The 21381-nt window shown below is 64.4% G+C and carries 19 protein-coding genes and 1 tRNA gene; 13 read left to right on the top strand and 7 right to left on the bottom strand.

Annotated features, from left to right (window positions below; genetic code table 11):
• Positions 1-6: 6 nt before the first annotated feature.
• Positions 7-1257, bottom strand: a complete 1251-nt coding sequence (locus tag PD284_RS19225; RefSeq protein ID WP_274629746.1) for an O-antigen ligase family protein — start codon at positions 1255-1257, stop codon at positions 7-9.
• A 208-nt stretch (positions 1258-1465) separates the two neighbouring features.
• On the opposite strand from PD284_RS19225, the gene PD284_RS19230 reads away from it, so the two are divergent.
• Positions 1466-1540 (top strand) — tRNA-Gln (locus tag PD284_RS19230).
• 183 nt (positions 1541-1723) lie between these two features.
• On the opposite strand, the gene PD284_RS19235 is transcribed toward PD284_RS19230, so the two are convergent.
• On the bottom strand, positions 1724-2053 hold the full coding sequence (locus PD284_RS19235; RefSeq protein ID WP_274629747.1) for a hypothetical protein: 330 nt from the start codon (positions 2051-2053) through the stop codon (positions 1724-1726).
• A 349-nt stretch (positions 2054-2402) separates the two neighbouring features.
• On the opposite strand from PD284_RS19235, the gene PD284_RS19240 reads away from it, so the two are divergent.
• The 4 genes from PD284_RS19240 to PD284_RS19255 all read left to right on the top strand — a co-directional run bounded on the left by PD284_RS19240 (position 2403) and on the right by PD284_RS19255 (position 7211).
• A complete protein-coding gene (locus tag PD284_RS19240) occupies positions 2403-3290 on the top strand; it encodes an MBL fold metallo-hydrolase (protein WP_274629748.1) in 888 nt (295 codons plus the stop codon).
• Positions 3291-3637: 347 nt separating this feature from the next.
• Positions 3638-4594, top strand: a complete 957-nt coding sequence (locus PD284_RS19245) for a sugar-binding protein (RefSeq protein WP_274629749.1) — start codon at positions 3638-3640, stop codon at positions 4592-4594.
• 68 nt (positions 4595-4662) lie between these two features.
• Positions 4663-6222: a sugar ABC transporter ATP-binding protein gene (locus PD284_RS19250; protein WP_274629750.1), complete on the top strand. Its 1560-nt coding sequence runs from the start codon at positions 4663-4665 to the stop codon at positions 6220-6222.
• Positions 6219-7211, top strand: coding sequence for an ABC transporter permease (locus PD284_RS19255; protein WP_274629751.1), 993 nt, complete (start codon positions 6219-6221; stop codon positions 7209-7211). Before PD284_RS19250 ends, PD284_RS19255 begins: the two co-directional genes overlap by 4 nt.
• 39 nt (positions 7212-7250) lie before the next feature.
• On the opposite strand, the gene PD284_RS19260 is transcribed toward PD284_RS19255, so the two are convergent.
• Positions 7251-8165: a DUF1499 domain-containing protein gene (locus PD284_RS19260; protein ID WP_274630703.1), complete on the bottom strand. Its 915-nt coding sequence runs from the start codon at positions 8163-8165 to the stop codon at positions 7251-7253.
• Between the two features lie 24 nt (positions 8166-8189).
• Positions 8190-9818, bottom strand: coding sequence for a fatty-acid--CoA ligase (locus PD284_RS19265; protein ID WP_274629752.1), 1629 nt, complete (start codon positions 9816-9818; stop codon positions 8190-8192).
• Positions 9819-9957: 139 nt separating this feature from the next.
• Between PD284_RS19265 and PD284_RS19270 the strand changes: the two genes are divergently transcribed.
• The 3 genes from PD284_RS19270 to PD284_RS19280 all read left to right on the top strand — a co-directional run bounded on the left by PD284_RS19270 (position 9958) and on the right by PD284_RS19280 (position 12321).
• The gene (locus tag PD284_RS19270; RefSeq protein ID WP_274629753.1) at positions 9958-10320 is read left to right on the top strand and encodes a hypothetical protein; all 363 of its coding nucleotides are present in this window, start codon (positions 9958-9960) and stop codon (positions 10318-10320) included.
• Positions 10321-10416: 96 nt separating this feature from the next.
• Positions 10417-11814, top strand: coding sequence for an aminotransferase (locus tag PD284_RS19275; RefSeq protein ID WP_274629754.1), 1398 nt, complete (start codon positions 10417-10419; stop codon positions 11812-11814).
• 96 nt (positions 11815-11910) lie between these two features.
• Entirely contained in the window at positions 11911-12321 is a 411-nt protein-coding gene (locus tag PD284_RS19280) for a DUF427 domain-containing protein (RefSeq protein ID WP_274629755.1), read from the top strand.
• A gap of 51 nt (positions 12322-12372) precedes the next feature.
• Here the strand turns inward: PD284_RS19280 and PD284_RS19285 are convergent, their stop codons facing one another.
• Together PD284_RS19285 and PD284_RS19290 are read right to left on the bottom strand one after the other, a co-directional pair.
• Positions 12373-13422, bottom strand: a complete 1050-nt coding sequence (locus tag PD284_RS19285) for a nucleotidyltransferase family protein (RefSeq protein ID WP_274629756.1) — start codon at positions 13420-13422, stop codon at positions 12373-12375.
• A gap of 171 nt (positions 13423-13593) precedes the next feature.
• On the bottom strand, positions 13594-14007 hold the full coding sequence (locus PD284_RS19290) for a MerR family transcriptional regulator (RefSeq protein WP_274629757.1): 414 nt from the start codon (positions 14005-14007) through the stop codon (positions 13594-13596).
• Positions 14008-14081: 74 nt separating this feature from the next.
• On the opposite strand from PD284_RS19290, the gene PD284_RS19295 reads away from it, so the two are divergent.
• Positions 14082-14786 (top strand): cation efflux transmembrane domain-containing protein, encoded by a 705-nt coding sequence (locus PD284_RS19295; RefSeq protein ID WP_274629758.1) that lies wholly within the window; start codon positions 14082-14084, stop codon positions 14784-14786.
• A 199-nt stretch (positions 14787-14985) separates the two neighbouring features.
• Positions 14986-15363: an SPW repeat domain-containing protein gene (locus PD284_RS19300; RefSeq protein ID WP_274629759.1), complete on the top strand. Its 378-nt coding sequence runs from the start codon at positions 14986-14988 to the stop codon at positions 15361-15363.
• Between the two features lie 90 nt (positions 15364-15453).
• On the opposite strand, the gene ppdK is transcribed toward PD284_RS19300, so the two are convergent.
• Positions 15454-18117, bottom strand: coding sequence for a pyruvate, phosphate dikinase (ppdK, locus tag PD284_RS19305; protein WP_274629760.1), 2664 nt, complete (start codon positions 18115-18117; stop codon positions 15454-15456).
• A gap of 213 nt (positions 18118-18330) precedes the next feature.
• On the opposite strand from ppdK, the gene PD284_RS19310 reads away from it, so the two are divergent.
• The 3 genes from PD284_RS19310 to cls all read left to right on the top strand — a co-directional run bounded on the left by PD284_RS19310 (position 18331) and on the right by cls (position 21377).
• Positions 18331-18675 carry a VOC family protein gene (locus PD284_RS19310; RefSeq protein ID WP_274629761.1) on the top strand — a complete coding sequence of 115 codons (345 nt, stop codon included), beginning with the start codon at positions 18331-18333 and terminating at the stop codon, positions 18673-18675.
• Positions 18676-18863: 188 nt separating this feature from the next.
• A protein-coding gene (locus PD284_RS19315; RefSeq protein ID WP_274627599.1) for an IS630 family transposase occupies positions 18864-19806 on the top strand; the annotation gives its coding sequence in 2 pieces (ribosomal slippage) (positions 18864-19199 and positions 19201-19806; 942 coding nt in all).
• 125 nt (positions 19807-19931) lie between these two features.
• Positions 19932-21377, top strand: coding sequence for a cardiolipin synthase (gene cls, locus PD284_RS19320; protein WP_274629762.1), 1446 nt, complete (start codon positions 19932-19934; stop codon positions 21375-21377).
• The last annotated feature ends 4 nt before the right edge of the window (positions 21378-21381 follow it).

Below are 21381 nucleotides of genomic sequence, written 5' to 3' on the forward strand. Positions count from 1 at the left end.
CGGGCTTTACGCACTCCTCGCAGACGCATTCGGCACCGAGGAGAGAGGCGCTCCCTCCGAGGCGGCGATCAGGTAGAAGACCAGTATGGCGTAGAGGGACGCGGTGAGGCTGAGGTCCATGACCGCCTCGGTCAGCCCGAACATCGCATAGGCGACGCAAGTCACCACGCCAAGGAGCGGCGCCAGCGCCGTACGCCGGAACTTGAAAGGGTGCCGCTTCAAAAAGAACCACAGCGGCATCAGCAGCATGGCGAGACCGCCGAGTGCGCGCACCAAGCCGCCCTTGGCGAGATCGTTGGCGTATTGATTGTGCGGCTGGTTAAAGGGCATGTCGAGCGCCACTCCTGGCGGGCTGGTGCGGATCTGGTCCGCGACCGCCTTGTCCCATCCGGTGCTGCCGACGCCTACCCATGGATGCGCCGAGAACAGGTCGGCGGAGAGGCGCAGCATCTCCACCCGGTCGCGGGTCGAATGCTCGCTCACCCGTTTGCCGGACACCACCGATTCGACCACTGTCTTCATGTTGGAGAGGCCGTAGCGCAGGGTGCTGATCTGCCAGAGACCAAGCGCAATCGAGAATATGACGAACAGGCCGGCCGCAGCGATCGCCACCCGCCGCGACCTGCGCCAGATGCGGGGGATGAGCAGAAGCAGCATGACCGGCAACGCGAGAACCGCCCCGCGAGATCCCGACGCGAACACGGCGAAGATCCCCGACGCGGCGGCGCAGGCCATGAACATGCGCTGCCCAAGCGGGATGCGGCCGAAAATGGCGCCGATCCAGCTGAACATCGCCAGCAGCACGGCGATCATGCCGAACCGGATCGCATTGGTGGGGCCTTCGGCTCTCGGCAGGTCAAGCACGACGATGTCGTGCAAGGCGACGACGCCGGCAAGAACACAGCCGACGGCCGCCCCCCATAGTATGATCTCGGGCGGATAGCGCCGGATCGTCAGAAGCACCGCCAGCGCGGCGACATACTGCTTGAGCTGGTTTTCGAATTCGCCGGTGGAATCGCCGTGATAGTAGATGAGGGCGAGTTCCAGCAGCGTCACCGCAAGGATGAGCAGATTGAGCGCAAAGGCGTCGGAGCGCAGCCACCCGGTGAAATAGAGGCGCGTGGCGTCGACGACCAGCTTCAGCCGGCTCGCGGCAATGCTGTAGAGCGCGCCCAACGCGACGATGCCGATACCGCCGAAGGGAACCGCCAGGCACAGCGCCAGAGTCAGGAAGACGAAGGCGTTGCCTTCCCGCACACTCTGCCGAGCAGCGTCGAGTGGTCGGCGCCACGCAGTCGCAAAGTGAGTTGATGTCGAATGCAAGTGGAGAGCCGTAAACCGTTGCGCCGCGACCGGCCTTCCGGGCGTAAGCCGATCGCCTCGCGTCCCTCTAAAGCAAATGCGATTTCTATCAAGTCTCTGGACGGCGGCAAACACAAAGGCTATGGACGGCCCCGCTGCGCGTTGGGGCGTCGCCAAGCGGTAAGGCATCGGTTTTTGGTACCGACATTCCCAGGTTCGAATCCTGGCGCCCCAGCCACCCCTTCCTTGTTCTTTTCCTCAATAACGCCAGCCAAATCACCAGAGGCCGAAGCGTTGCGGCTTCACGAACGGCGGAACGATGATGCGGATTTAGTGCCGCATCAAGGTCCCCCTCTCAGCATAGAAAAACCCGCCGATGAGCACCGGCGGGTTCTCCTGAAACCGTAAATCGCGACGCTGCTTACTCGGTGATCGTGTATTCGCCGAGTTCGCAGAGGTCCTGGGTGTCGGTCGTCGTGTCGAGTTCGTCGCCCTGGAACTCGAACTTCATGTCGTAGTCGCAGACCGAGCGGCCATCGGCGATCGTGATCTCCATCGATTCACCCGGGCCAAGTGCCTGGCGGCCGAAAATGTCTTCCTCCCAGTTGTTGACCCCCACCGGCGACGCATGGAAATTGTTGAGGACGGAATTCGTGCCGTTCTTGAGCGTGAATACAAGGTCCTCTGCTTGGGCGGCGCCAGCGGAAATGACAAGGCTGGCAGAGAGGACGGCGTATTTCAAATACTTCATATTAAACAGTTCCTTGCGGCCCAAAATTGGGCGCCCCAACTAGTGCAAATCGAGCCTGAACGCAAAATGAATAACAAGACGAACACAGGCCCATCCCGCTAAAAATGGCGCGCGCCGGTACTGCGGGCAGCCTCGTATCATTTCGGTGAGAATAGGCGGCCGGCCGTCCTTCAAGCCCCCTGTCCATTCAGGTAAATGGTGCGGCGACGCGCCCCGCTGGAGCAGACTTCGCCATTCCGCCTCTCCTGTTTTGACGCCATCCCCGCTGTTTTTGCTTCCAAAGGATGCAGCGAACGGCTAGGCCGCCAGTCGTCCGAGCCAAGGATGCAAGACCGGAATGGAATTCGACATGACATTCGAGGCTGCCTACGGAGAGGCGATCCAGGTCGCGCCCTGCGTGTGCAGGCTGACGGCGCCGAACCCCAGCCCCTTCACCTTTCACGGCACCAACACATACGTCGTTGGCAAGGACACGCTGGCCGTTATCGATCCGGGCCCGGACGACGACGCCCATCTTGCCGCCATCCTGGCTGCCATCGGGGGCCGCCCCGTCAGCCACATCTTCGTCAGCCACACGCACCGCGACCATTCCCCGCTGGCGGCGCGGCTCAAGGCAGAGACAGGGGCCGTGGTCGCTGCAGAGGGGCCGCACCGCCCTGCCCGCCCCCTCCGGATCGACGAGGCGAACGCGCTGGACGCCAGTGGCGACAAGGATTTTCGGCCCGATCTTGCATTGGCGGACGACCAGGTGATCGACGGCGACGGGTGGGCGCTACGGACGGTGCTGACGCCCGGACACTGCGCCAACCATGCGGCCTTCGCATTGGAGGGAACCGGCGTGCTCTTCTCGGCCGATCACGTGATGGCCTGGTCGACGACGATCGTGGCGCCGCCGGATGGCGCCATGTCCGACTACATGGCTTCACTCGACAAGCTGCTGGCCCGCGACGACCGCATCTTCTTCCCCGGCCACGGCGGCCCAGTGACGGACCCGCAGCCCTTCCTGCGCGGGCTGAAGGCGCATCGCAGGATGCGCGAGCGGGCGATCCTCGAACGCATCGCGGGGGGTGACCGGCTGATCCCCGAGATGGTCCGGGCGATCTACCGCAATACCGATCCGCGCCTGCACGGCGCGGCCGCGCTGTCGGTGCTGGCGCATCTCGAGGATCTGGTCGCGGGCGGAGCCGTGATGGTCGACGGCGAGGTCGCAATCGACAGCGCGTTCCGGCCGGCCTGACCGCCTTTCCCCGAAAACCGTTGCGTTCCGGCCTGGGACGACTGCCGTCGGTGCAACCCATCGCGTCGCCGTAGTGCGGATCGCGCTGTCAAACGCCGTGTGAGCACCCGCCTCCGCCAACATCCCGCCCGGACAAAACCGGCCATGCGCGGAAAAACGGAGAATTGCCAGCAGCGGACGCCGCTGTAGTCTGGCGACCGTCACGACGCCTGGTCCGACCACTGGAAATCGGCGGGCGTGTGAAGCAGTATGCCACGATCAGGCAACGACGGGGACTGGGGACAAGAAAGGAACCATCGCAACGCATCGGACCGTCTGGCAGGACCAGGCGCAACAGGAGGAAACTCATGAAATACCGTATGCTGTTTGCAGTCGCCGCAGCTGGGCTGCTGATTTCGGGCGCCGCGCCCGCACAGGACAAGAAACAACTCGCATTCGTGGTCAATGCTTCTTCCGATTTCTGGAAACTGGCCGAAGCCGGCGTCAAGAAGGCGCAGGGCGAACTGGCGAACTACGAACTCCAGTTCCGCTATCCCGCACAGGGCACAGCAGCCGCGCAGAATGCGCTGATGGACGATCTGGTCACGGCCGGCGTCGATTCCATCATGATATCGTCCGCCGATCCCAAGAACTCGATCGACGCGTTCAACCGGATCGCCGGCCAGGTGCCGCTGTTCACCACCGACTCCGACGCCCCGGCCTCCAACCGCATCGCCTATCTCGGCTCGTCCAACACCGACGCCGGCGTGCAGGCCGGCGAGGAGATGGTGAAGGCGATGGCCGGCAAGGAAGGCAAGTGCATGGGCTTCGTCGGCTTCCTCGGCGCCGACAACGCCGTCGAGCGCATCAACGGCTTCAAGCAGGCGATCAATGGCAAGGGCATCGAACTGGTGGACGTGCGCGGCGACGACGTGGACTTCACGAAGGCCCGCACCAATGTCGACGACGTGCTCGTCGCCAACCCCGAGATCAACTGCATGGTCGGGTTCTATTCCTACAACTCGCCCAAGATCTACGAAGCGCTGCAGGCTTCCGGCAAGCTAGGCCAGATCACCGTCGTCGCCTTCGACGAGGATCCGGTGACGCTGGGTGCGGTCAAGGAAGGCTCGTTCGTCTCGACGATTGTCCAGCAGCCCTTCGAGTGGGGCTACCAGGGCATGAAACTGATGGCCCAGTATCTCGAGGGCGACAAGTCGGGCGTGCCCGAGAACAAGCTGATCATCGTGCCGACCAAGATCATCAACAAGGACAACGTCGACGCGTTCGAGACCGACCTGAAGGCCAAGATCGCAAGCGCCGGCTGATCCTGCATCACCGATCCGGGCCGGCGCGGGCGCTCCCCGCCGGTCCGACACTGGGAACGCTGGTCTTCATGGACGCATCCGCAGCACCGCAGCCGCCAACTTCGACCGAGGAGCCATTCCTGCGGCTGACCGGGGTGCGCAAGTCCTATCCCGGCGTGCTCGCACTGGCGGGACTCGACATGGAGGTTCGCCGCGGCGAGGTGATCGGGCTGGTCGGCGAGAACGGCGCCGGCAAGTCCACGCTCATGAAGATCCTGGGCGGCGTGATTGCGCCTGACCGCGGCACGATCGAGGTGGACGGGGTATCCCATGACGCGCTCACCGTCGCGGGGTCGATCGGTGCGGGAATCGCCTTCGTGCACCAGGAACTCAACCTGTTCGACAATCTCGACGTCGCCGCCAACGTCTTCATCGGCCGCGAGCCGCGCAAGTACGGCCTGTTCAACCTCGTCGATAACGAGCGGCAGCGGGCCGCGGTGGCGCCGCTGCTCAAGCGGCTGGGCGCCAATTTCGGGCCGGAGGCGCCCGTCCGCAAGCTTTCGCTGGCCCAGCAGCAGCTCGTCGAGATCGCCAAGGCGCTCAGCTACGACGCGCGGCTGGTCATCCTCGACGAGCCTACCTCGAGCTTGCCGCTGAAGGAGACAGAGAAGCTGCTGGAGGTCATCCGCAGCCTCAGGTCGGAAGGCATCGCGGTGATCTTCATCTCGCACAGGCTGCACGAGGTGGAGCGCGCCTGCGACCGCGTGGTGGTGCTGCGCGACGGAATGCTGGCGGGGCGGCTGGATCGCACCGAGGTGACCCATGAACGCCTGGTCCGGATGATGATCGGCCGCGACCTCAAGACGTCCTATTCACCGCCGGCGACGAAGCGGCGAGACGTTGCGCTCGCCATGCAGGGAGTGCGCACGGCCGCCTACCCGCGCGAGCAGGTGGATCTCGAGCTTCACGGCGGGGAGATACTAGGGCTGGCAGGGCTCGTCGGCTCCGGCCGCAGCGAACTCGCCCGCACGATCTTCGGCATCGACGCTATCTATGGCGGCTCGCTGATCTTCGACCGGTCGCCGATCACCATCCGTAACACCGGCGACGCCGCTGCGCGCGGGATCTTCCTTGTGCCCGAGGACCGCAAGAGCGAGGGCATCTTCCTCGACATGTCGATCGCGCAGAACATCACGCTGCCGAACCTCGAAGCCTATGCGCGGGCGGGCATCGTCTCGCCGGCCGCCGAAATCCGCCAGGCCGAGCAAAGCAAGACCGAGCTAGACATCCGCACGCCCAGCGTGCTCGTGCGCACCGGTTCGCTCTCGGGCGGCAACCAGCAGAAGGTCGCGCTCGCCAAGTGGCTGGCCATGAACCCGCGGGTGATGATCCTCGACGAGCCGACACGCGGCATCGACATCGGCGCGAAGTTCGAAATCTACAGGCTGATGCGCGGGCTCGCCGATGCGGGCGTGGCGGTGCTGATGATCTCGTCGGACATGGAAGAAGTCATCGGCGTCTCGGACCGCATCGCGGTCATGCATGAAGGACGGATCTCGGGCGTGCTTTCGCGCGACCGGTTCAGCGAAGAGAACGTCATGATGCTCGCGGTCGGCCGCAGCGCGAACGGTGGAGGAATGCCGGCGTGAACAAGAAGGACCTCGGGCTGCTCGTCCTCATCCTCGTGGTCGGGGTCGGCGTCTACCTGCGCAACCCGCTGTTCCTGTCGCCCAACAACCTCGCAAACACGGCCAACCTGATCGGGCTGTTCGGGCTGTTCTCCATCGCGCAGGGCTTCGTCATCATAACCGGAGGCATCGAGCTTTCGGTCGGTTCGATGATCGCGCTGCTCGGCGTGCTGTTCGTGGACATGGTGGGGCGGCTGGGCGTGCCCTGGCCGATCGCGGCGGCCATCGTGATGGCGCTGGGCCTGCTGCTCGGGCTGGCGCACGGCCTCCTGATCACCAAGCTCAGAATGCAGCCCTTCGTCGTGACGCTGTGCGGCCTGCTGATCTACCGCGGCGCATCGCGCGGCTATACGGCCGACGCAACCGCCGGCTTTCCGTTCGGCAGCACCTATCCGGGCCTCGACTTCTTCGTGGCGCGCCCCTGGGGCATCCCGACTTCGATCTTCGTGCTGGCGGCCGTGGCCGTCATTTCGTGGATAGTGCTGCACCGCTCGGTGTTCGGGCGATACCTCTACGCCGTCGGCAAGAACGAGGAGGCGGCGAAATTCTCCGGCATCCGAACGACCGTGGTCATCACTGCGGCCTATGTGATCTGCGCCGGGCTGACGGCGATCGCGGCGATCTTCTTCGCCATGTACACGCGCTCTGTGTCGCCGTCCTCGCACGCCAATTTCTACGAGCTTTACGCCATCGCGGCTGCGGTGCTCGGCGGCTTCTCCCTACGCGGCGGCGAAGGATCGATCATCGGGGTTATCCTCGGCACGATCCTGCTCCAGATCCTGCAGAACCTAGTCAACCTGCTCGGCATCCCGTCGTCGCTGAACTTCGCGGTGATGGGCACCGTCATCCTGGTGGGTGTGCTGGTCGACCAGCAATGGGGATACTTCCGGGAGCGGCGGCGCACGATGGAGGCGGCGCGGCTCACACCGGAGCGTCAACCGGCCGAATAGCCGGCAGAGCGCGCGTGCCAGCAACTCGAACTGACGGCCTCAGTCGTCGGGCCGCGGCTGGGGCGCGGGCACGTCGACATCCGGGGCCAGGCCCTCCTCCTCGCCGGAGGGCGTCTCCGCCTCCTCCGCCTGGCCGGCGGGCACGACCCCAACCTGCGACGACATCGCCGCGTCGAGTTCGCTCAGGAAGTTGACGATGCGCGCAGCGTTCTCACCGAGGTCGTGGCGGCCGTAGCGGGAGACGGAGCGCATGTCGACGAAGGTCGACGGCCCCTCGTCCGTGAGCCGGATCGCAACGTCGGCAGGAAATCCCAGGAGGGGCGAACGAGCCACCGCCTCGATGCTCGTCTCGAAGGGCATGCCGACGCTGTCCCGGCTCGCCGTGACCTGCCAGCCGCGGCCGGCCAAAATGACGTCCACCGCGGCATGCACGCGATCGACGGGCAGCTCGTAGCGACGTCCCTCGATGAGCGGATAGCTTTCCGCCTGCAGGATGATGCTCTCCGGCGTCGGAGCGACGATCGGGTTCATCCCCGCTCCGCGCAGGCCCGCGGCCTCGGCCATCGCCGGCGGCGATTCGAGGTCCGTCGAGATGTCCGTCAGCCTGGGATAGGTGACATACCAGTAGCCGATGACAAGAAACGGAACGAGCGTCGCCAGCGACCAGAAGATGCCCCAGAAGATGTGGCGACCGCCGCGATCTCCCCAGTACCAGTAGCGCCGATGGGCGATCAGGCCGGCGACGAGCCCGCACGCCGCAATCGCCATCACCACGACGGAGAGGTTGAACAGATCGGCCGTCGCGACGAAGCCGAAGCGATGTCCCACGGCGACGGTGACCAGCAGGACAAATGAGAATGCGCCGAGCCGCCGTGACCACAAGGCGCCCGGCGACATCGGCCGCTCGATCCTCGTCGTCCTCAATCCTGTCGTCAGTCCGGCGCCAAGGGCCATGGCCACCACTCAACTCCGCTGCCGCTATTCCGTCGGCAAGCGATACCCCTTGAAGCGCTCCCGCAACACCGTTTTCTGAATCTTTCCAGTGGCGGTATGCGGGATCTCATCGACGAAGGCGATGTCGTCGGGCATCCACCACTTGGCCACCTTGCCGGTCATGAAGGAGAGCAGCTCCTCCTTGTCGACCTCCTTGCCGGGCTTGCGCACGACGACGAGCAGTGGCCGCTCGTCCCACCTGGCATGCGCGACGCCGATGGCGGCGGCCTCCGCAACGTCCGGGTGGCCGACTGCGATGTTCTCGAGATCGATCGTGGAGATCCACTCGCCGCCCGACTTGATGACGTCCTTGGCGCGGTCGGTGATCTGCATGTAGCCGTGCTCGTCGATATGGGCGACGTCACCCGTGTCGAACCAGCCGTCCTCGTCGAACTGCTCCTTGCCGGCGCCGCCATAATACGCCCGGGCGATGGCAGGGCCCCGCACCTTGAGCCGGCCGAACGTCTTGCCGTCCCACGGACGCTCGGCATTCGCGTCGTCCGTCACCTTCATCTCCACGCCGAACGGCGCAAAACCCTGCTTCTCCTGCAGTTTGAGCCGCCCCTCGCCGGCGAGCCCCTCGAACTCCGGCTTCATGGTGCCCAGCGTTCCGAGGGGAGACATTTCGGTCATCCCCCACGCGTGGATGACCTCGACGTCATAGTTGTCCTGGAATTTCTGGGTGATGACGCGCGGACAGGCCGATCCGCCGATGACCACCTTCCTGAGGTGTGGAAGCTTCTTGCCGGTCTCCTCCAGATGCTGCAGCAGCATCAGCCAGACGGTCGGCACGGCAGCCGAGAAAGTGACCTTTTCCGAATCGAGCAATTCGTAGATCGACGCGCCGTCCATCTTGCCGCCGGGCATGACCATCTTGGCGCCGATCATCGGCGCGCTCTGGCCGAGGCCCCAGGCGTTTGCATGGAACATCGGCACGACCGGCAGGATGACGTCACGCGAGGAAATGCCCATCGCGTCGGGCATGCAGGCGATCATCGCGTGGAGCACGTTCGAGCGGTGGCTGTAGAGCACGCCCTTGGGCTCTCCCGTGGTGCCCGACGTGTAGCACATGCCGGCTGCGGTGTTCTCGTCGAAGCTCTTCCAGGAGAAGTCGCCGTCCGCCTCGGCCAGCCACTCCTCATAGGCGGCGACGTTCGGCAGCGCCGTCGCAGGCATGTGCGCGGCATCGGTCAGCACGACGATCTTCTTCAGCGAGGGAACCAGCGGCGCGATCTTCTCGACGATCGGCATGAAAGTGAGATCGACAAAGAGCGCTCGGTCTTCGGCATGGTTCATGATCCAGGCGATCTGGTCCGGGAACAAGCGCGGATTCAGCGTGTGGTAGACGGCGCCGATGCCCATCGTGCCGTACCAGGCCTCAAGATGCCGCGCGGTGTTCCAGCCGAGTGTCGCGATACGGTCGCCGAGCTTGAAGCCCTCGCGTTCGAGCCGTTGCGCCACCTGCAGCGAACGCCTCCTCAGCTCCGTGTAGGTCGTCCGGACGATGGGGCCTTCGATGGAGCGCGAGACGATCTCGCGATTGCCGTGCTGGCGCGCTGCATTGTCGAGGATCTTGTGGCACAGAAGCGGCCATTCCTGCATCAAGCCAAGCATCTCAATCCTCCCTTTTGCCTGCAGATTGTGCGGTCGGCGCCGCGCTTGTCCAGCCCATTCGAGCATCTGACGTCACAAAGACGCCACGGTCGCCTACCACTTTAGTCGGTCGGGGCGGGCGCATCATGAGGAGGAGTTCATGGATACGCCGGCTGAGGTCATTGATACAGGCGACCGCGACGAGCTCGATACGCTGGGGCTCGAACTCGCCTTGCGCGACAGACAAGCGCTCGACGGCGATTTCGCCGGCTGCATCGTCACGGCGCTGGAAACCGTCAAGGGAACGCTGCTGTTCCAGATGCAGATCGACGCGGAGCCGGCGAAACGCAAGGTCGCCGCCGTCAGCGTCGGCCACGGCGAGACACGCGAGTATGCGCTCATCATCCTGCCGCAAGGCGCGGACGGGGTGCGCGTCGAGCGCGCTGCGGACAGCGACGATCCGCTGGCCGCCATCGCGCCCTCCTTTGCCGGGCTGATCGACGTCCTCGACGTCGCCGCTTAAGGCATGCAGCCTGGACCACGCGCTCGTCCGGCGCAGGCGTTTGTGTTGGCATCTGCGAAGGCCTAGCTTGATCTTCACGACGCGGAGATCAAACGAATGAACACGCAACCACCCCTGAGCAACCTTCAGACGCGCGACGTCGAGGCACTGCTCCATCCATACACCCCCCTGCACCGGCTGCGCACGGACGGGCCGACCGTCATCGAACGCGGCAAGGGCGTGTTCGTCTACGACACACAGGGACGCGGCTACATCGAAGGCATGTCGGGGCTGTGGTGCGCGGGCCTTGGCTTCGGCGACGAGGAACTGGTCGAGGCTGCCGTGGAGCAGTTGCGCACCCTGCCCTACTACCATCTGTTCGGCGCCAAGGGCATGGAGCCGGCAATCGAACTCGCCGAAAAATTGAAGGAGATCGCCCCGGTGCCGATCTCCAAGGTGTTCTTCACCTCGTCCGGCTCGGAGGCCAACGATACGCAGGTCAAGCTCGCCTGGTACATCAACAATGCGCGCGGCAAGCCCAACAAGAAGAAGATCATCTCGCGCATGAAGGCCTACCACGGCGTGACGGTGATGGCGGCGTCGCTGACCGGCCTGCCCGGCAACCATAATGGCTGGGACCTGCCCGTGGATCGCGTCGTGCATGCGGAGTGCCCGCATTTCTACCGCTTCGGCAAGGACGGCGAGACCGAGGACGAGTTCGTCGCGCGGCTGGCGCAGTCGTTGCGCGAGCTGATCGAGCGCGAGGGACCGGACACGATTGCGGCCATGATCGCGGAGCCCGTGATGGGCGCCGGCGGCGTCATCGTGCCGCCGAAGGGCTATTTCCCCGCCATCCAGGCGGTGCTCGACGAGCACGACATCATGCTGATCGATGACGAGGTCATCAACGGCTTCGGCCGCACTGGCAACTGGTGGGGCTGCCAGACCTTCGGGATGACGCCGAAGACGATCTCGACGGCCAAGCAGCTCACCTCCGCCTATGCGCCGCTGGGGGCGGTGATGGTGCCGGAAGACGTCTACCAGGCCTGCGTCGACCAGTCGGCCGCGCTCGGCAGCTTCGGCCACGGCTTCACCTATGGCGGCCATCCGCTCGGCTGCGCGCTGGGCGTCAAGGCGATCGAGATCTACCAGAAGCGCGACATCGTCGGCCATGTGCGCAAGATCGCGCCCGCCTTCGAAGCGCGCATGAGAAAGGTGGCCGAACATCCGATGGTCGGCGAGACGCGCTTCGTCGGGCTGGTGGGAGGCGTCGAGCTGGTCGCCGACAAGAAGACCAGGCGGCCCTTCGATCCGAAGTCCAGCGTCGGCGCGCAACTCGCCCGCTCCGCCGAGCGCCATGGCGCGATCCTGCGCGCGCTGGGCGACACGATCGCCTTCTGCCCGCCGATGATCATCTCGGAAGCCGAGCTCAACGAGTTGTTCGACCGATTTGAGAAGGCGCTGGCCGACACGGAAGCCTGGGTGGCGAAGGAGGGCGTGGCGAAAGCCGCCTGAACGCTCCGCTTCTAGGCCGCCGAGGAACGTGGCGCCTGCCGCCGCGTTCCTCACATTCAGATGCAGGGACATCACGGCCAGAAAGGAGGCGTTCCCATGAACTTCGCAGTGAACCCGTCACCCGGCTTCAGGGACCATCCCGAGCACAGGATCAGCGTGGAGCCGTTCGACGGTGTCGTCGTCGTCAGCTTCGGCGACGCGATCATTGCCTCGTCCGATCGCGCTCTCCTGCTGCAGGAGAGCAGGCACCAACCGGTCTATTATGTCCCGTTCGAGGACGTCTATTTCGAGTTCCTCCATCGAACCGAGACCAGGACGCACTGCCCGTTCAAGGGCGATGCCTCCTATTGGGGCGTGTCGGCTTCGGGTGAGGCGATGGAAGACGTCATGTGGGCCTACCAGGCTCCCTATGACGAGATGATGGCGATCAAGGACTTCGCCGCCTTCTATCCCGACAAGGTCCGCATCGAGGCGACGCCCACCGGCGGCAGGACGCGGGATATTTGAGTGAAAGGGACTGTGGAGCAAGGAGTTTGCGAGGCCCGGAGCGCCGCAATCTCACGTGGCCCCAAAGATTTCCGGCGTGATGGACAGGTTGACCGCCTTCATCCTTGTCAGGGAGGTTTCAATAGCTTCGCGCCAGGCATGCCCTCGGGCGAGAGCCTCCTCAAAAGCTGCGAATAGATCATCGCGCCGGCCCGTTTCAGTGAGCGCCTTCACCAATTCATCGGCCTGGCCAAGATCCTTGAGTTCCTTACCGCTGCCGGGTTTGCGCCGTGCGCTGACGATCAGCTTGTGAACTGCATAGCGGCAGGGGTCCGGCACAAGGACCGGTATCCCGCCCTTGTGCAGCATGACCGTGCGCACGGGTTCGTGGATGAGAAAATCCAGGAAACGCAGAGGTTCCGCCGCAGCGCCACCGAGAGACGGCATCCTGGCAGGTTTGCCCGCAAACTCATCGCCGCCGCGGTTAGGCGTCAAAAACTCGACGCGCAATCCGCCCTTCCCCTCGAATCTGGTCGCGCCCAGATTATCGTTTAGAGCGGGCACGGCATGGAAACTCTCATCGACGGCTTGCAGCACGTCGAGCACCGGAGGAATGGAGTCCTCAACGGCAACGGAAATGGAATGAAACTGCGCAAGGTCGATGTCGCCCGTCTGCATCGCGGTCCCGCCCAAGCGGTAACCTAGAACAGCGCCGTAGGTCTGATAGGCGACGGTGCCGATGAGGCAAGCCCTCAGCCGAAATACACCTGCCTTCCAAAATGCTTCGACCAGATCGCCGACCCGCTGTTCAGGACTGAAGAGGCAAGCCTCCCGGACAAGCGTCGAAACAATCTTTCGGCGTGCCTGAAAATTATTTTTCAATGTCCTGAAATTCTCGACGCGCTTGGAGATCTGCTCGTCTTCGGCAGGTCCGACATATTGCCGCTTGTCCACTCGCCCGTTTCGCAAGGAAGGCTTGTAGTACCAATAATCTCTGCCCTTTGCGGTGACCTTGATGAAGGCGCCGGCCTCATCGAACTCCATGTCGAATTGCGCGTCCAGTGCCCTCTCAAGCAGTTCCGCAATTAAGGTCGTGTAGGCGATGTCGAGGCGCTTGGACATTGGGTTATACCCATTCTGCAATTTGGGTATAATTACAGGATCAGGGCTGATAGATCAAGTTATACCCTTTTTGCGAACTGGGTATAACCTGACTACTCCGCTGGTGCCTTTAGCCAATCGAAATCCTAAGGATCCGAAAATCGGCCGCCCCCAAGAAAGGTCACGCCACCCTCAATGCTCACCCTCGCACCATTCATGATGAGCGAGCGCGCCGATGACGTAGCAGTCGCGCACCGAAGACCCTTCGCAACCGGACACGATTCGCTCCAGTTCGGCTTCCAGCCGCCGCAGCCGTGCGATCTTGTCGCGCACCTGGGCTAGCCGTTCGGAGGCGATGCTGTCGGCCTTCGCACAGGGTTTGTCCGGATGCCCGCTGAGGTCGAGCAGATCGCGGATCGCGTCGATCGTCAATCCGAGGTCGCGTGCGTGCTTGATGAAGACCAGACGATCGAGTTCGGCCTTCTCGTAGCGCCGCTGGTTGCCTTCGGAACGTTCTGCCGCGTCGAGCAGACCCATCTGCTCATAGTAGCGGATGGTCGGGACCTTCACCCCGGATCGCCTCGCCATGTCGCCGATCGAAAGCATCGAAAAAGCCTCTTGAACCTCTAGTTACTAGAGATTGTAGGAAGCTTCCTGACACCAATCAAGGAGACTTCCGAATGAGCGCCAGTTGCGGCCACAATCACGCCTTTGACGGCATGTCGGCCGATTTCAAGCGACGGCTGTGGATCGTCATCGCAATCAACGCCGGCATGTTCGCCGTCGAGATGTCCGCCGGCTATCTGGCACGCAGCCAGGCGCTGCAGGCTGACGCCATGGACTTCTTCGCCGACGCGCTGACCTACGGCATCTCGCTCGCCGTGATCGGCGCCTCGCTGAAGGTGCGCGCCACCGCTGCGCTCGCAAAGGGTCTCAGCCTGTTCCTGATGGGCCTGTGGGTGTTCGGCTCGACCGGCTATCGCGTCATCGTGCAGGGGGTCCCAGAGGCCGAGACCATGGGCGTCATCGGCGTCATGGCGTTGGCCGCCAACCTGATCAGCGTTGCGCTCCTCGTCCGCTACAAGGACGGCGACGCCAATGTGCGCTCGGTCTGGCTGTGCTCGCGTAACGACGCCATCGGCAATCTGTTCGTCATGGCAGCCGCACTTGGCGTATGGGGAACGGCCACCGGATGGCCGGACCTGATCGTTGCCGCCGTCATGGCCGGCCTGTTCCTCACCTCTTCCTACCAGATCCTGCGGCAGGCCTGGGCGGAGTATCGCCTGGAGTCCTCCGCGCTGCCGCACGCCCCCGCGCACACTCACGGCGACGCCTCACACGGATGCTGCGCGCATGATCATGCACATGCGGAGGCGCGGCACTAGCGCAGCGTCCCCAGCCGAATATGCGGCCGGCTGACTGGGGTCGGCCGGCGTCGGGGTCGCCTCGACAAAATTGCACCGGGGCGGATTCCATGGGATAATATTCTTAGCGCGCACGAACACCCGCCGAGGAGTTCGACCACGATCGCGCGGTTTCCTCGTCGGGTGTCGCCTTGCGCTGGCAGCCTAAGGAGACACTCTCATGGCAACGACTTATGGAATGAAGCTCGCGGAGCATCGGCGCTGGGAGGATATCCTGGCCATGGCTCTCGGAGCACTGATCGTCCTGTCACCCTGGATCCTCGCTACGCCGATGTTCAGCGGCATGGCAGGCAGCACCCAGGTTGTGTTCAACGCGGTCCTCACCGGCGCGCTCATTATCGCCGCGGGAGGGCTGGAACTGTTCTCCCGGCAACGTTGGGAAGAGATGCTGGCGCTCATCTGCGGCGTATGGCTGATCGTTGCGCCATATGCCCTCGGCTATGTCGGCACGTTGCGCGGCTGGCACATGGCCCTTGGCGCAGCGGTCACGATCCTTGCCGTCTTCGAGCTCTGGCAAGACCAAGGCCGGTCGACCTGAGCATGGCAGCCTGACGCTCCCTGGGCGTGCAACGCCTTCCGGGATAAGCGCCAAGGGTCGGCGCGTGGCCGGCCCAGCCCTGAGCGGCGGCTAGCGCTTCCTGACCGCTGCCTGAGCCGCCGCCAGGCGGGCGATCGGCACGCGGAAAGGAGAGCACGATACGTAGTCCAGGCCGACCTCCTCGCAGAAGCGGATGGAAGCCGGGTCGCCGCCATGCTCGCCGCATATGCCGAGCTTGATCCCGGCGCGGGTGGCCCTGCCCTTCTCGGCCGCCATGCGGACCAGTTCGCCGACGCCGTCGATATCGAGAGATACGAACGGATCCTGCTCGATGACGTTCTTCTGACGGTAAGACTCCAGGAAGGACGCGGCATCGTCGCGCGATATGCCGAACGTGGTCTGGGTGAGATCGTTGGTGCCGAAGGAGAAGAACTCGGCGGATTCCGCGATGACGTGAGCGCGGATCGCAGCGCGCGGCAGCTCGATCATGGTGCCGACCAGATAGTCGATCTGGGCGCCGCTCTCGGCCATTACCTCGTCTGCAACGGCATCGATTCGCGCCTTGACGAAGTCGAGTTCCTTCTTGAGCCCGACCAGCGGCACCATGACCTCCGGCACGACCGGATTGCCGGTCTTCTGCGCGGCCTCGACGGCCGCCTCGAAGATGGCCCGCGCCTGCATCTCGGCGATCTCCGGATAGGTGACCGCCAGTCGGCAGCCGCGATGGCCGAGCATCGGGTTGAACTCGTGGAGCGCCTCGGTGCGCTGGCGCAGCTTGTCGTCGGCCACGTTCATAGCCGCGGCGACCTCGGCGATCTCCTCCTCGGTCTTGGGCAGGAACTCGTGCAGCGGTGGGTCGAGGAGGCGGATGGTGACCGGCAGGCCGGCCATGATCTCGAACAGCTCGGCGAAGTCGGAACGCTGCATCGGCAGCAGCTTTTCCAGCGCGCCCCGGCGACCTTCCTCGGTGTCCGCCAGGATCATCTCGCGCATGGCGACGATGCGGTCGTCGTCGAAGAACATGTGCTCGGTGCGGCAAAGCCCGATGCCCTCCGCGCCGAAGGATCGCGCCATGCGCGCATCCGCAGGCGTCTCGGCGTTGGTGCGTACCTTCATGCGACGGATCTTGTCCGCCCATTCCATGATCTTGGCGAAGTCGCCCGAGAGCTCCGGCTGCAGCATCGGCACGGCGCCCTTCAGCACCTGGCCGTTGCTGCCGTCGATGGTGATGACGTCGCCAGGCTTCAGCGTCACGCCCATGGCGAGCAGCGTGCCATTGCGGATGTCGACACGCAGCGATCCCGCGCCGGAGACGCAGGGCTTGCCCATGCCGCGCGCCACGACCGCCGCATGGCTGGTCATGCCGCCGCGCGTGGTGAGGATGCCCTCCGCTGCGTGCATGCCGTGGATGTCCTCGGGGCTGGTCTCGACCCGCACCAGGATGACCTTGCGGCCCTGTGCCCTGGCTTCCTCGGCGGCATCGGACGAGAAGACGATCTCGCCGGTGGCCGCGCCCGGAGATGCCGGCAGGCCCATGCCGATGACGTTGCGCTCGGCCTTCGGATCGATGGTCGGGTGCAGCAGCTGGTCGAGCGAGGCCGGATCGATGCGCGCGACGGCCTCCTCCTCGGTGATCAATCCCTCGGAGGCCATCTCGACGGCGATCTTCAGCGCAGCCTTGGCGGTGCGCTTGCCGGAACGCGTCTGCAGCATCCACAGCTTGCCTCGCTCGATCGTGAACTCGAGGTCCTGCATGTCGCGGTAGTGCTTTTCCAGGCGCTCCGAGATGTCGACGAAGGCCTGGAACGCCTCCGGCATCAGTTTTTGCAGCGACGGCTTGTCTGAACCGGCGTCGATGCGCGCGCGCTCGGTGATGTTCTGCGGCGTGCGAATGCCGGCCACCACGTCCTCGCCCTGCGCATTGACGAGGAATTCGCCATAGAGCGCCTTCTCGCCGGTCGACGGATTGCGGGTGAAGGCGACACCGGTGGCCGAGGTTTCGCCCATGTTGCCGAACACCATGGCCTGGACATTGACTGCCGTACCCCAGCTCTCAGGGATGTCGTGCAGGCGCCGGTAGGTGATGGCGCGGTTGTTCATCCAGCTCGAGAAGACCGCGCCGATGGCGCCCCAGAGTTGCTCCTGCGGGTCCTGCGGGAAGGGTCTGCCCAGTTCCTCCTCGACCTTCGCCTTGTAGAGCCCGATGACTTCCTGCCACTCTTCCGCGGTCAGGTCGGTGTCGAGCTCATGGCCAAGCTGCGCCTTCTGGTCTTCCAGGATCTCCTCAAAAACCTCATGGTCGAGACCCATGACCACGTCGGAATACATGGTGATGAAGCGGCGGTAGCTGTCGTAGGCAAAACGCGAATCGCCGGCGTCCGCGGCCAGCGCCTCGACCGTCTCGTCATTCAGGCCGAGATTGAGAACCGTGTCCATCATGCCGGGCATCGAGGCGCGCGCGCCGGAGCGCACCGACACGAGCAGCAGCCTTGCCGGATCCCCGAAGCGGCGGCCGGTGAGCTTGGCGATGTGGTCGAGCGCCGCCGTCACATCCGCCTTCAGTGTCTCCGGATAGGCGCGACCGTTGGCGTAGTACCAGTTGCAGGCCTCGGTGGTGATGGTGAATCCGGGCGGGACCGGCAGCCCCAGGCTGCACATCTCGGCGAGATTGGCGCCCTTGCCGCCGAGCAGATTCTTGTCGCCCGCCCGCCCTTCCGCCGCACCGTCACCGAAGGTGTAGACCCACTTCGTCATCCGCGCCTCCGACAGCCCGTCTCCTGCCTTCCACTCCTGGAAGGCCAATAATAGGGGCGAGCGTTATGTTGCTGCAGTGCGAAAGGCAACAGGATTCCGAGCCGGCGAACGTTTGAATCGATTAGCCATAGATTCGCCTCCCCTGCTTGCGCCAGAGATCACGACGATATAGAACATACCATGAACAGCGATCTGTACGGCGTGAGGTGAAACATGAAGAAGACCGGCAAGCTCGACTATCTCGAACTCCCTGCCCTGGGCGGCACGCTCGACAGCGTAAAGGCGTTCTACAGTGCCGCCTTCTCCTGGTCGTTCACCGACTATGGACCAAGCTACTCGGCCTTCGACGAAGGGCTCGAGGGAGGTTTTCACACCGACGCGGCAGAAGGGCCGAAACAGCCGTTGCCAGTGCTCTATTCCGAGAATCTGGAGGCGACTTTGGCAGCGGTGGAGAACGCAGGCGGAACCATCGTCCTGCAGATCTTTTCGTTCCCCGGCGGACGCCGCTTCCATTTCAAGGACCCCGCGGGCAACGAACTGGCCGTCTGGGGCGAGTGAACCGAGTGGCGGGCCGGCGGCGGCTCCAGCGCGAAACGTCGCTGATGTTGGCCGGCGTGGCAAACATGCCACCCCTCCTCCTTGTGGGGAGGGTTTAGAGGTGGCTAGAGCGTCGGGCGTTCTGACTGAATCTAAGAGATTCTAGCAGCTGGGTTTTCGTGATTCACTTCGGTTGGAGGTGATTTGCGATGACCCGATCCTATTCGCTTGATCTTCGTGAGCGTGTTGCGGGCTTTGTGGGGCGCGGCGGGACGTGCCATGCGGCTGCGGCCCATTTCAGCGTTTCGGTGTCGTTCGTCGTCAAGCTGATGGCGGCGTATCGTGCGAGCGGCAGCCTCAAGGCAAAGCCGGAGGGCGGCTGGCGCTACTCGAAACTCGATCCGCACCGGGATTTCCTGGTGCGCCGGATCGCCGAGCAAGACGACATCACCATGCCGGAGCTGGCTTCCGAACTGGCCGGGCGAGACACGGTCGTCGCGCCGTCCTCGATCTCGCGCTGGCTGATCCGCAACGGCTACCGCTTCAAAAAAAACGCTGTTGGCCAGCGAGCAGGACCGGCCCGACGTCGCAGCCGCGCGCCAGGAGTGGGTCGCCCGCCAGCCGAGGATGCGGCTTGAACCCCATCGCCTGGTGTTCATCGACGAGACCGGAACCACCACAAAGATGACGCGCCTGCGCGGCCGATGTCCAAAAGGCCAGCGGCTGCGCTCGAAGGCGCCGTTCGGGCACTGGAAGACCCAGACCTTCATTGCCGGGCTGAGATGCTTCGGCCTGACTGCGCCCTTCGTCGTCGACAGGCCGATGAACCGCTGCATCTTCGAAACCTATGTCGAGACCCAACTCGCACCGACGCTGTCCAAAGGCGACGTCGTCATCCTCGACAACCTCGCCGCCCACAAGAGCCCAAAGGCGCAGGCCGCCATCCGGGCGCGTGGCGCATGGATGCTGTTCCTGCCGCCCTACAGCCCCGATCTCAACCCCATCGAGATGGCCTTCTCAAAGCTGAAGGCTCACCTCAGGACGCGCGCCATCCGAACCATCGACCGCCTCTGGCAGGCCATCGGCGACATCTGCACCCTCTACCCATCAACCGAATGCCAGAACTACTTCAAGGCCGCCGGGTATGCCTGAATGCACGCCGCTCTAGTCTCTTCAAGGCGATTGCCTTTGCGGGCAGCGAAGACGCTTTGCACCCAGTCCGTGTGTAATTGTATGCTGCTCGCCGCGCCACCACTAGGCGCCGGCGAACGGGCTACATGGAACAATCTGCGCATCTCACCTGGCTGACATTCGGATCCCTGCTGATCCTGCAACTCTATTTCACGGTGCGTGCCCTGTTGCGGCCGCACCGCGAGCCCGCGTCGCGGCTCGCCTGGGTGGTCGTGATCATCGTCGCGCCGCTGGTCGGCATCGTCGCCTACCTGCTGTTTGGCGAGGCCAACATCGGGCGCCATCGCGTCGCGCGGTTCCGCCGGGCGCTCGGGCGTCTGCCGGCGATCGATGAACTCGGCGCCGACATCCGCGAGGCCTCGATCCCGGAGCGTTACGTCGTCCCCTTCAAGGTCGGGCATTCGATCAGCGGCTATGCGCCGACGGCCGGCAACAGCGCGACGCTGCTCCCTGATTCTGACGCGGCGATCGACGCCATGGTCGCCGACATCGATGCCGCGTCCGAGCACGTGCACCTGCTCTTCTACATCTGGCTGACGGACACCAACGGCTTGAAGATGATCGAGGCGGCCAAGCGCGCCGCCCGGCGCGGCGTGGACTGCCGCGTCATGGTGGACGACCTTGGCTCGCGCGCCCTGATCCGATCCCCTCACTGGCAGGATATGGGGGACGCCGGCGTCCGCCTGGCGCGCGCCCTGCCCATCGGCAACCCCCTGCTGCGGCCGTTCAGGGGGCGCATCGACATGCGCAACCATCGCAAGATCGCGGTGATCGACAACCGGGTGACCTATTGCGGCAGCCTGAATTGCGCCGACGCCGCATTCGCGATCAAGGCGCGCTTCGCGCCCTGGGTGGACATCATGCTGCGCTTCGAGGGCCCGGTCGTGCGACAGAACCAGCACCTGTTCGCAGGCGACTGGATGGCGCATGTCAAGGAAGACCTCGCCCCCTTGCTCTGGGAGCCGGCAAGGCATGTGAGCGACGGCTTCATCGCACAGGTGATAGGGACAGGCGCCATGGTGCGCTACTCCGCGATGCCCGAGGTGTTCGTGTCGCTGATGAACGCCGCCAAGCGCGAACTGGTCATCACCACGCCCTACTACGTGCCGGACGAGCCCATCCAGGCGGCGCTGTGCGCCGCCGCGCGGCGCGGGGTTGCGACCAGCATCATCTTTCCCCGGCGCAACGATTCCTGGATCGTGGCGGCCGCCAGCCGCAGCTACTACAAGGACCTCCTCGATGCAGGCGTGCGAATCCACGAGTTCGAGCCCGGGCTGCTCCACGCAAAGTCGCTGACGGTGGACGGCGAAGTGACGCTGATCGGCTCCGCGAACATCGACCGGCGCAGTTTCGAGCTCAACTCGGAGAACAGTATCCTCCTGATGGACGCCGGCGTCACCGGCGCAATCCGCGCGAGACAGCACAGCTACATCTGCCAGTCGGTGCGCATCGAGGTCGGCGCGGTGGCGCAATGGAGCACGCCGAGGCAACTCTGGAACAACACCGTCGCCATGCTGGGGCCGGTGTTGTGAGAGG

Origin of the sequence: Mesorhizobium shangrilense (genome assembly GCF_028826155.1) — a bacterium.
Classification (GTDB): domain Bacteria; phylum Pseudomonadota; class Alphaproteobacteria; order Rhizobiales; family Rhizobiaceae; genus Arvimicrobium; species Arvimicrobium flavum.

What these genes read in the sequence shown, in the direction of transcription:
- PD284_RS19270 (WP_274629753.1), top strand. Translation starts at nt 9,958, where the DNA reads ATGGATACGCCGGCTGAGGTCATTGATACAGGCGACCGCGACGAGCTC.
- PD284_RS19290 (WP_274629757.1), bottom strand. Translation starts at nt 14,007, where the DNA reads ATGCTTTCGATCGGCGACATGGCGAGGCGATCCGGGGTGAAGGTCCCG.
- PD284_RS19240 (WP_274629748.1), top strand. Translation starts at nt 2,403, where the DNA reads ATGACATTCGAGGCTGCCTACGGAGAGGCGATCCAGGTCGCGCCCTGC.
- PD284_RS19295 (WP_274629758.1), top strand. Translation starts at nt 14,082, where the DNA reads ATGAGCGCCAGTTGCGGCCACAATCACGCCTTTGACGGCATGTCGGCC.
- cls (WP_274629762.1), top strand. Translation starts at nt 19,932, where the DNA reads ATGGAACAATCTGCGCATCTCACCTGGCTGACATTCGGATCCCTGCTG.
- PD284_RS19280 (WP_274629755.1), top strand. Translation starts at nt 11,911, where the DNA reads ATGAACTTCGCAGTGAACCCGTCACCCGGCTTCAGGGACCATCCCGAG.
- PD284_RS19245 (WP_274629749.1), top strand. Translation starts at nt 3,638, where the DNA reads ATGAAATACCGTATGCTGTTTGCAGTCGCCGCAGCTGGGCTGCTGATT.
- ppdK (WP_274629760.1), bottom strand. Translation starts at nt 18,117, where the DNA reads ATGACGAAGTGGGTCTACACCTTCGGTGACGGTGCGGCGGAAGGGCGG.
- PD284_RS19265 (WP_274629752.1), bottom strand. Translation starts at nt 9,818, where the DNA reads ATGCTTGGCTTGATGCAGGAATGGCCGCTTCTGTGCCACAAGATCCTC.
- PD284_RS19300 (WP_274629759.1), top strand. Translation starts at nt 14,986, where the DNA reads ATGGCAACGACTTATGGAATGAAGCTCGCGGAGCATCGGCGCTGGGAG.
- PD284_RS19310 (WP_274629761.1), top strand. Translation starts at nt 18,331, where the DNA reads ATGAAGAAGACCGGCAAGCTCGACTATCTCGAACTCCCTGCCCTGGGC.
- PD284_RS19260 (WP_274630703.1), bottom strand. Translation starts at nt 8,165, where the DNA reads ATGGCCCTTGGCGCCGGACTGACGACAGGATTGAGGACGACGAGGATC.
- PD284_RS19275 (WP_274629754.1), top strand. Translation starts at nt 10,417, where the DNA reads ATGAACACGCAACCACCCCTGAGCAACCTTCAGACGCGCGACGTCGAG.
- PD284_RS19250 (WP_274629750.1), top strand. Translation starts at nt 4,663, where the DNA reads ATGGACGCATCCGCAGCACCGCAGCCGCCAACTTCGACCGAGGAGCCA.
- PD284_RS19235 (WP_274629747.1), bottom strand. Translation starts at nt 2,053, where the DNA reads ATGAAGTATTTGAAATACGCCGTCCTCTCTGCCAGCCTTGTCATTTCC.
- PD284_RS19285 (WP_274629756.1), bottom strand. Translation starts at nt 13,422, where the DNA reads ATGTCCAAGCGCCTCGACATCGCCTACACGACCTTAATTGCGGAACTG.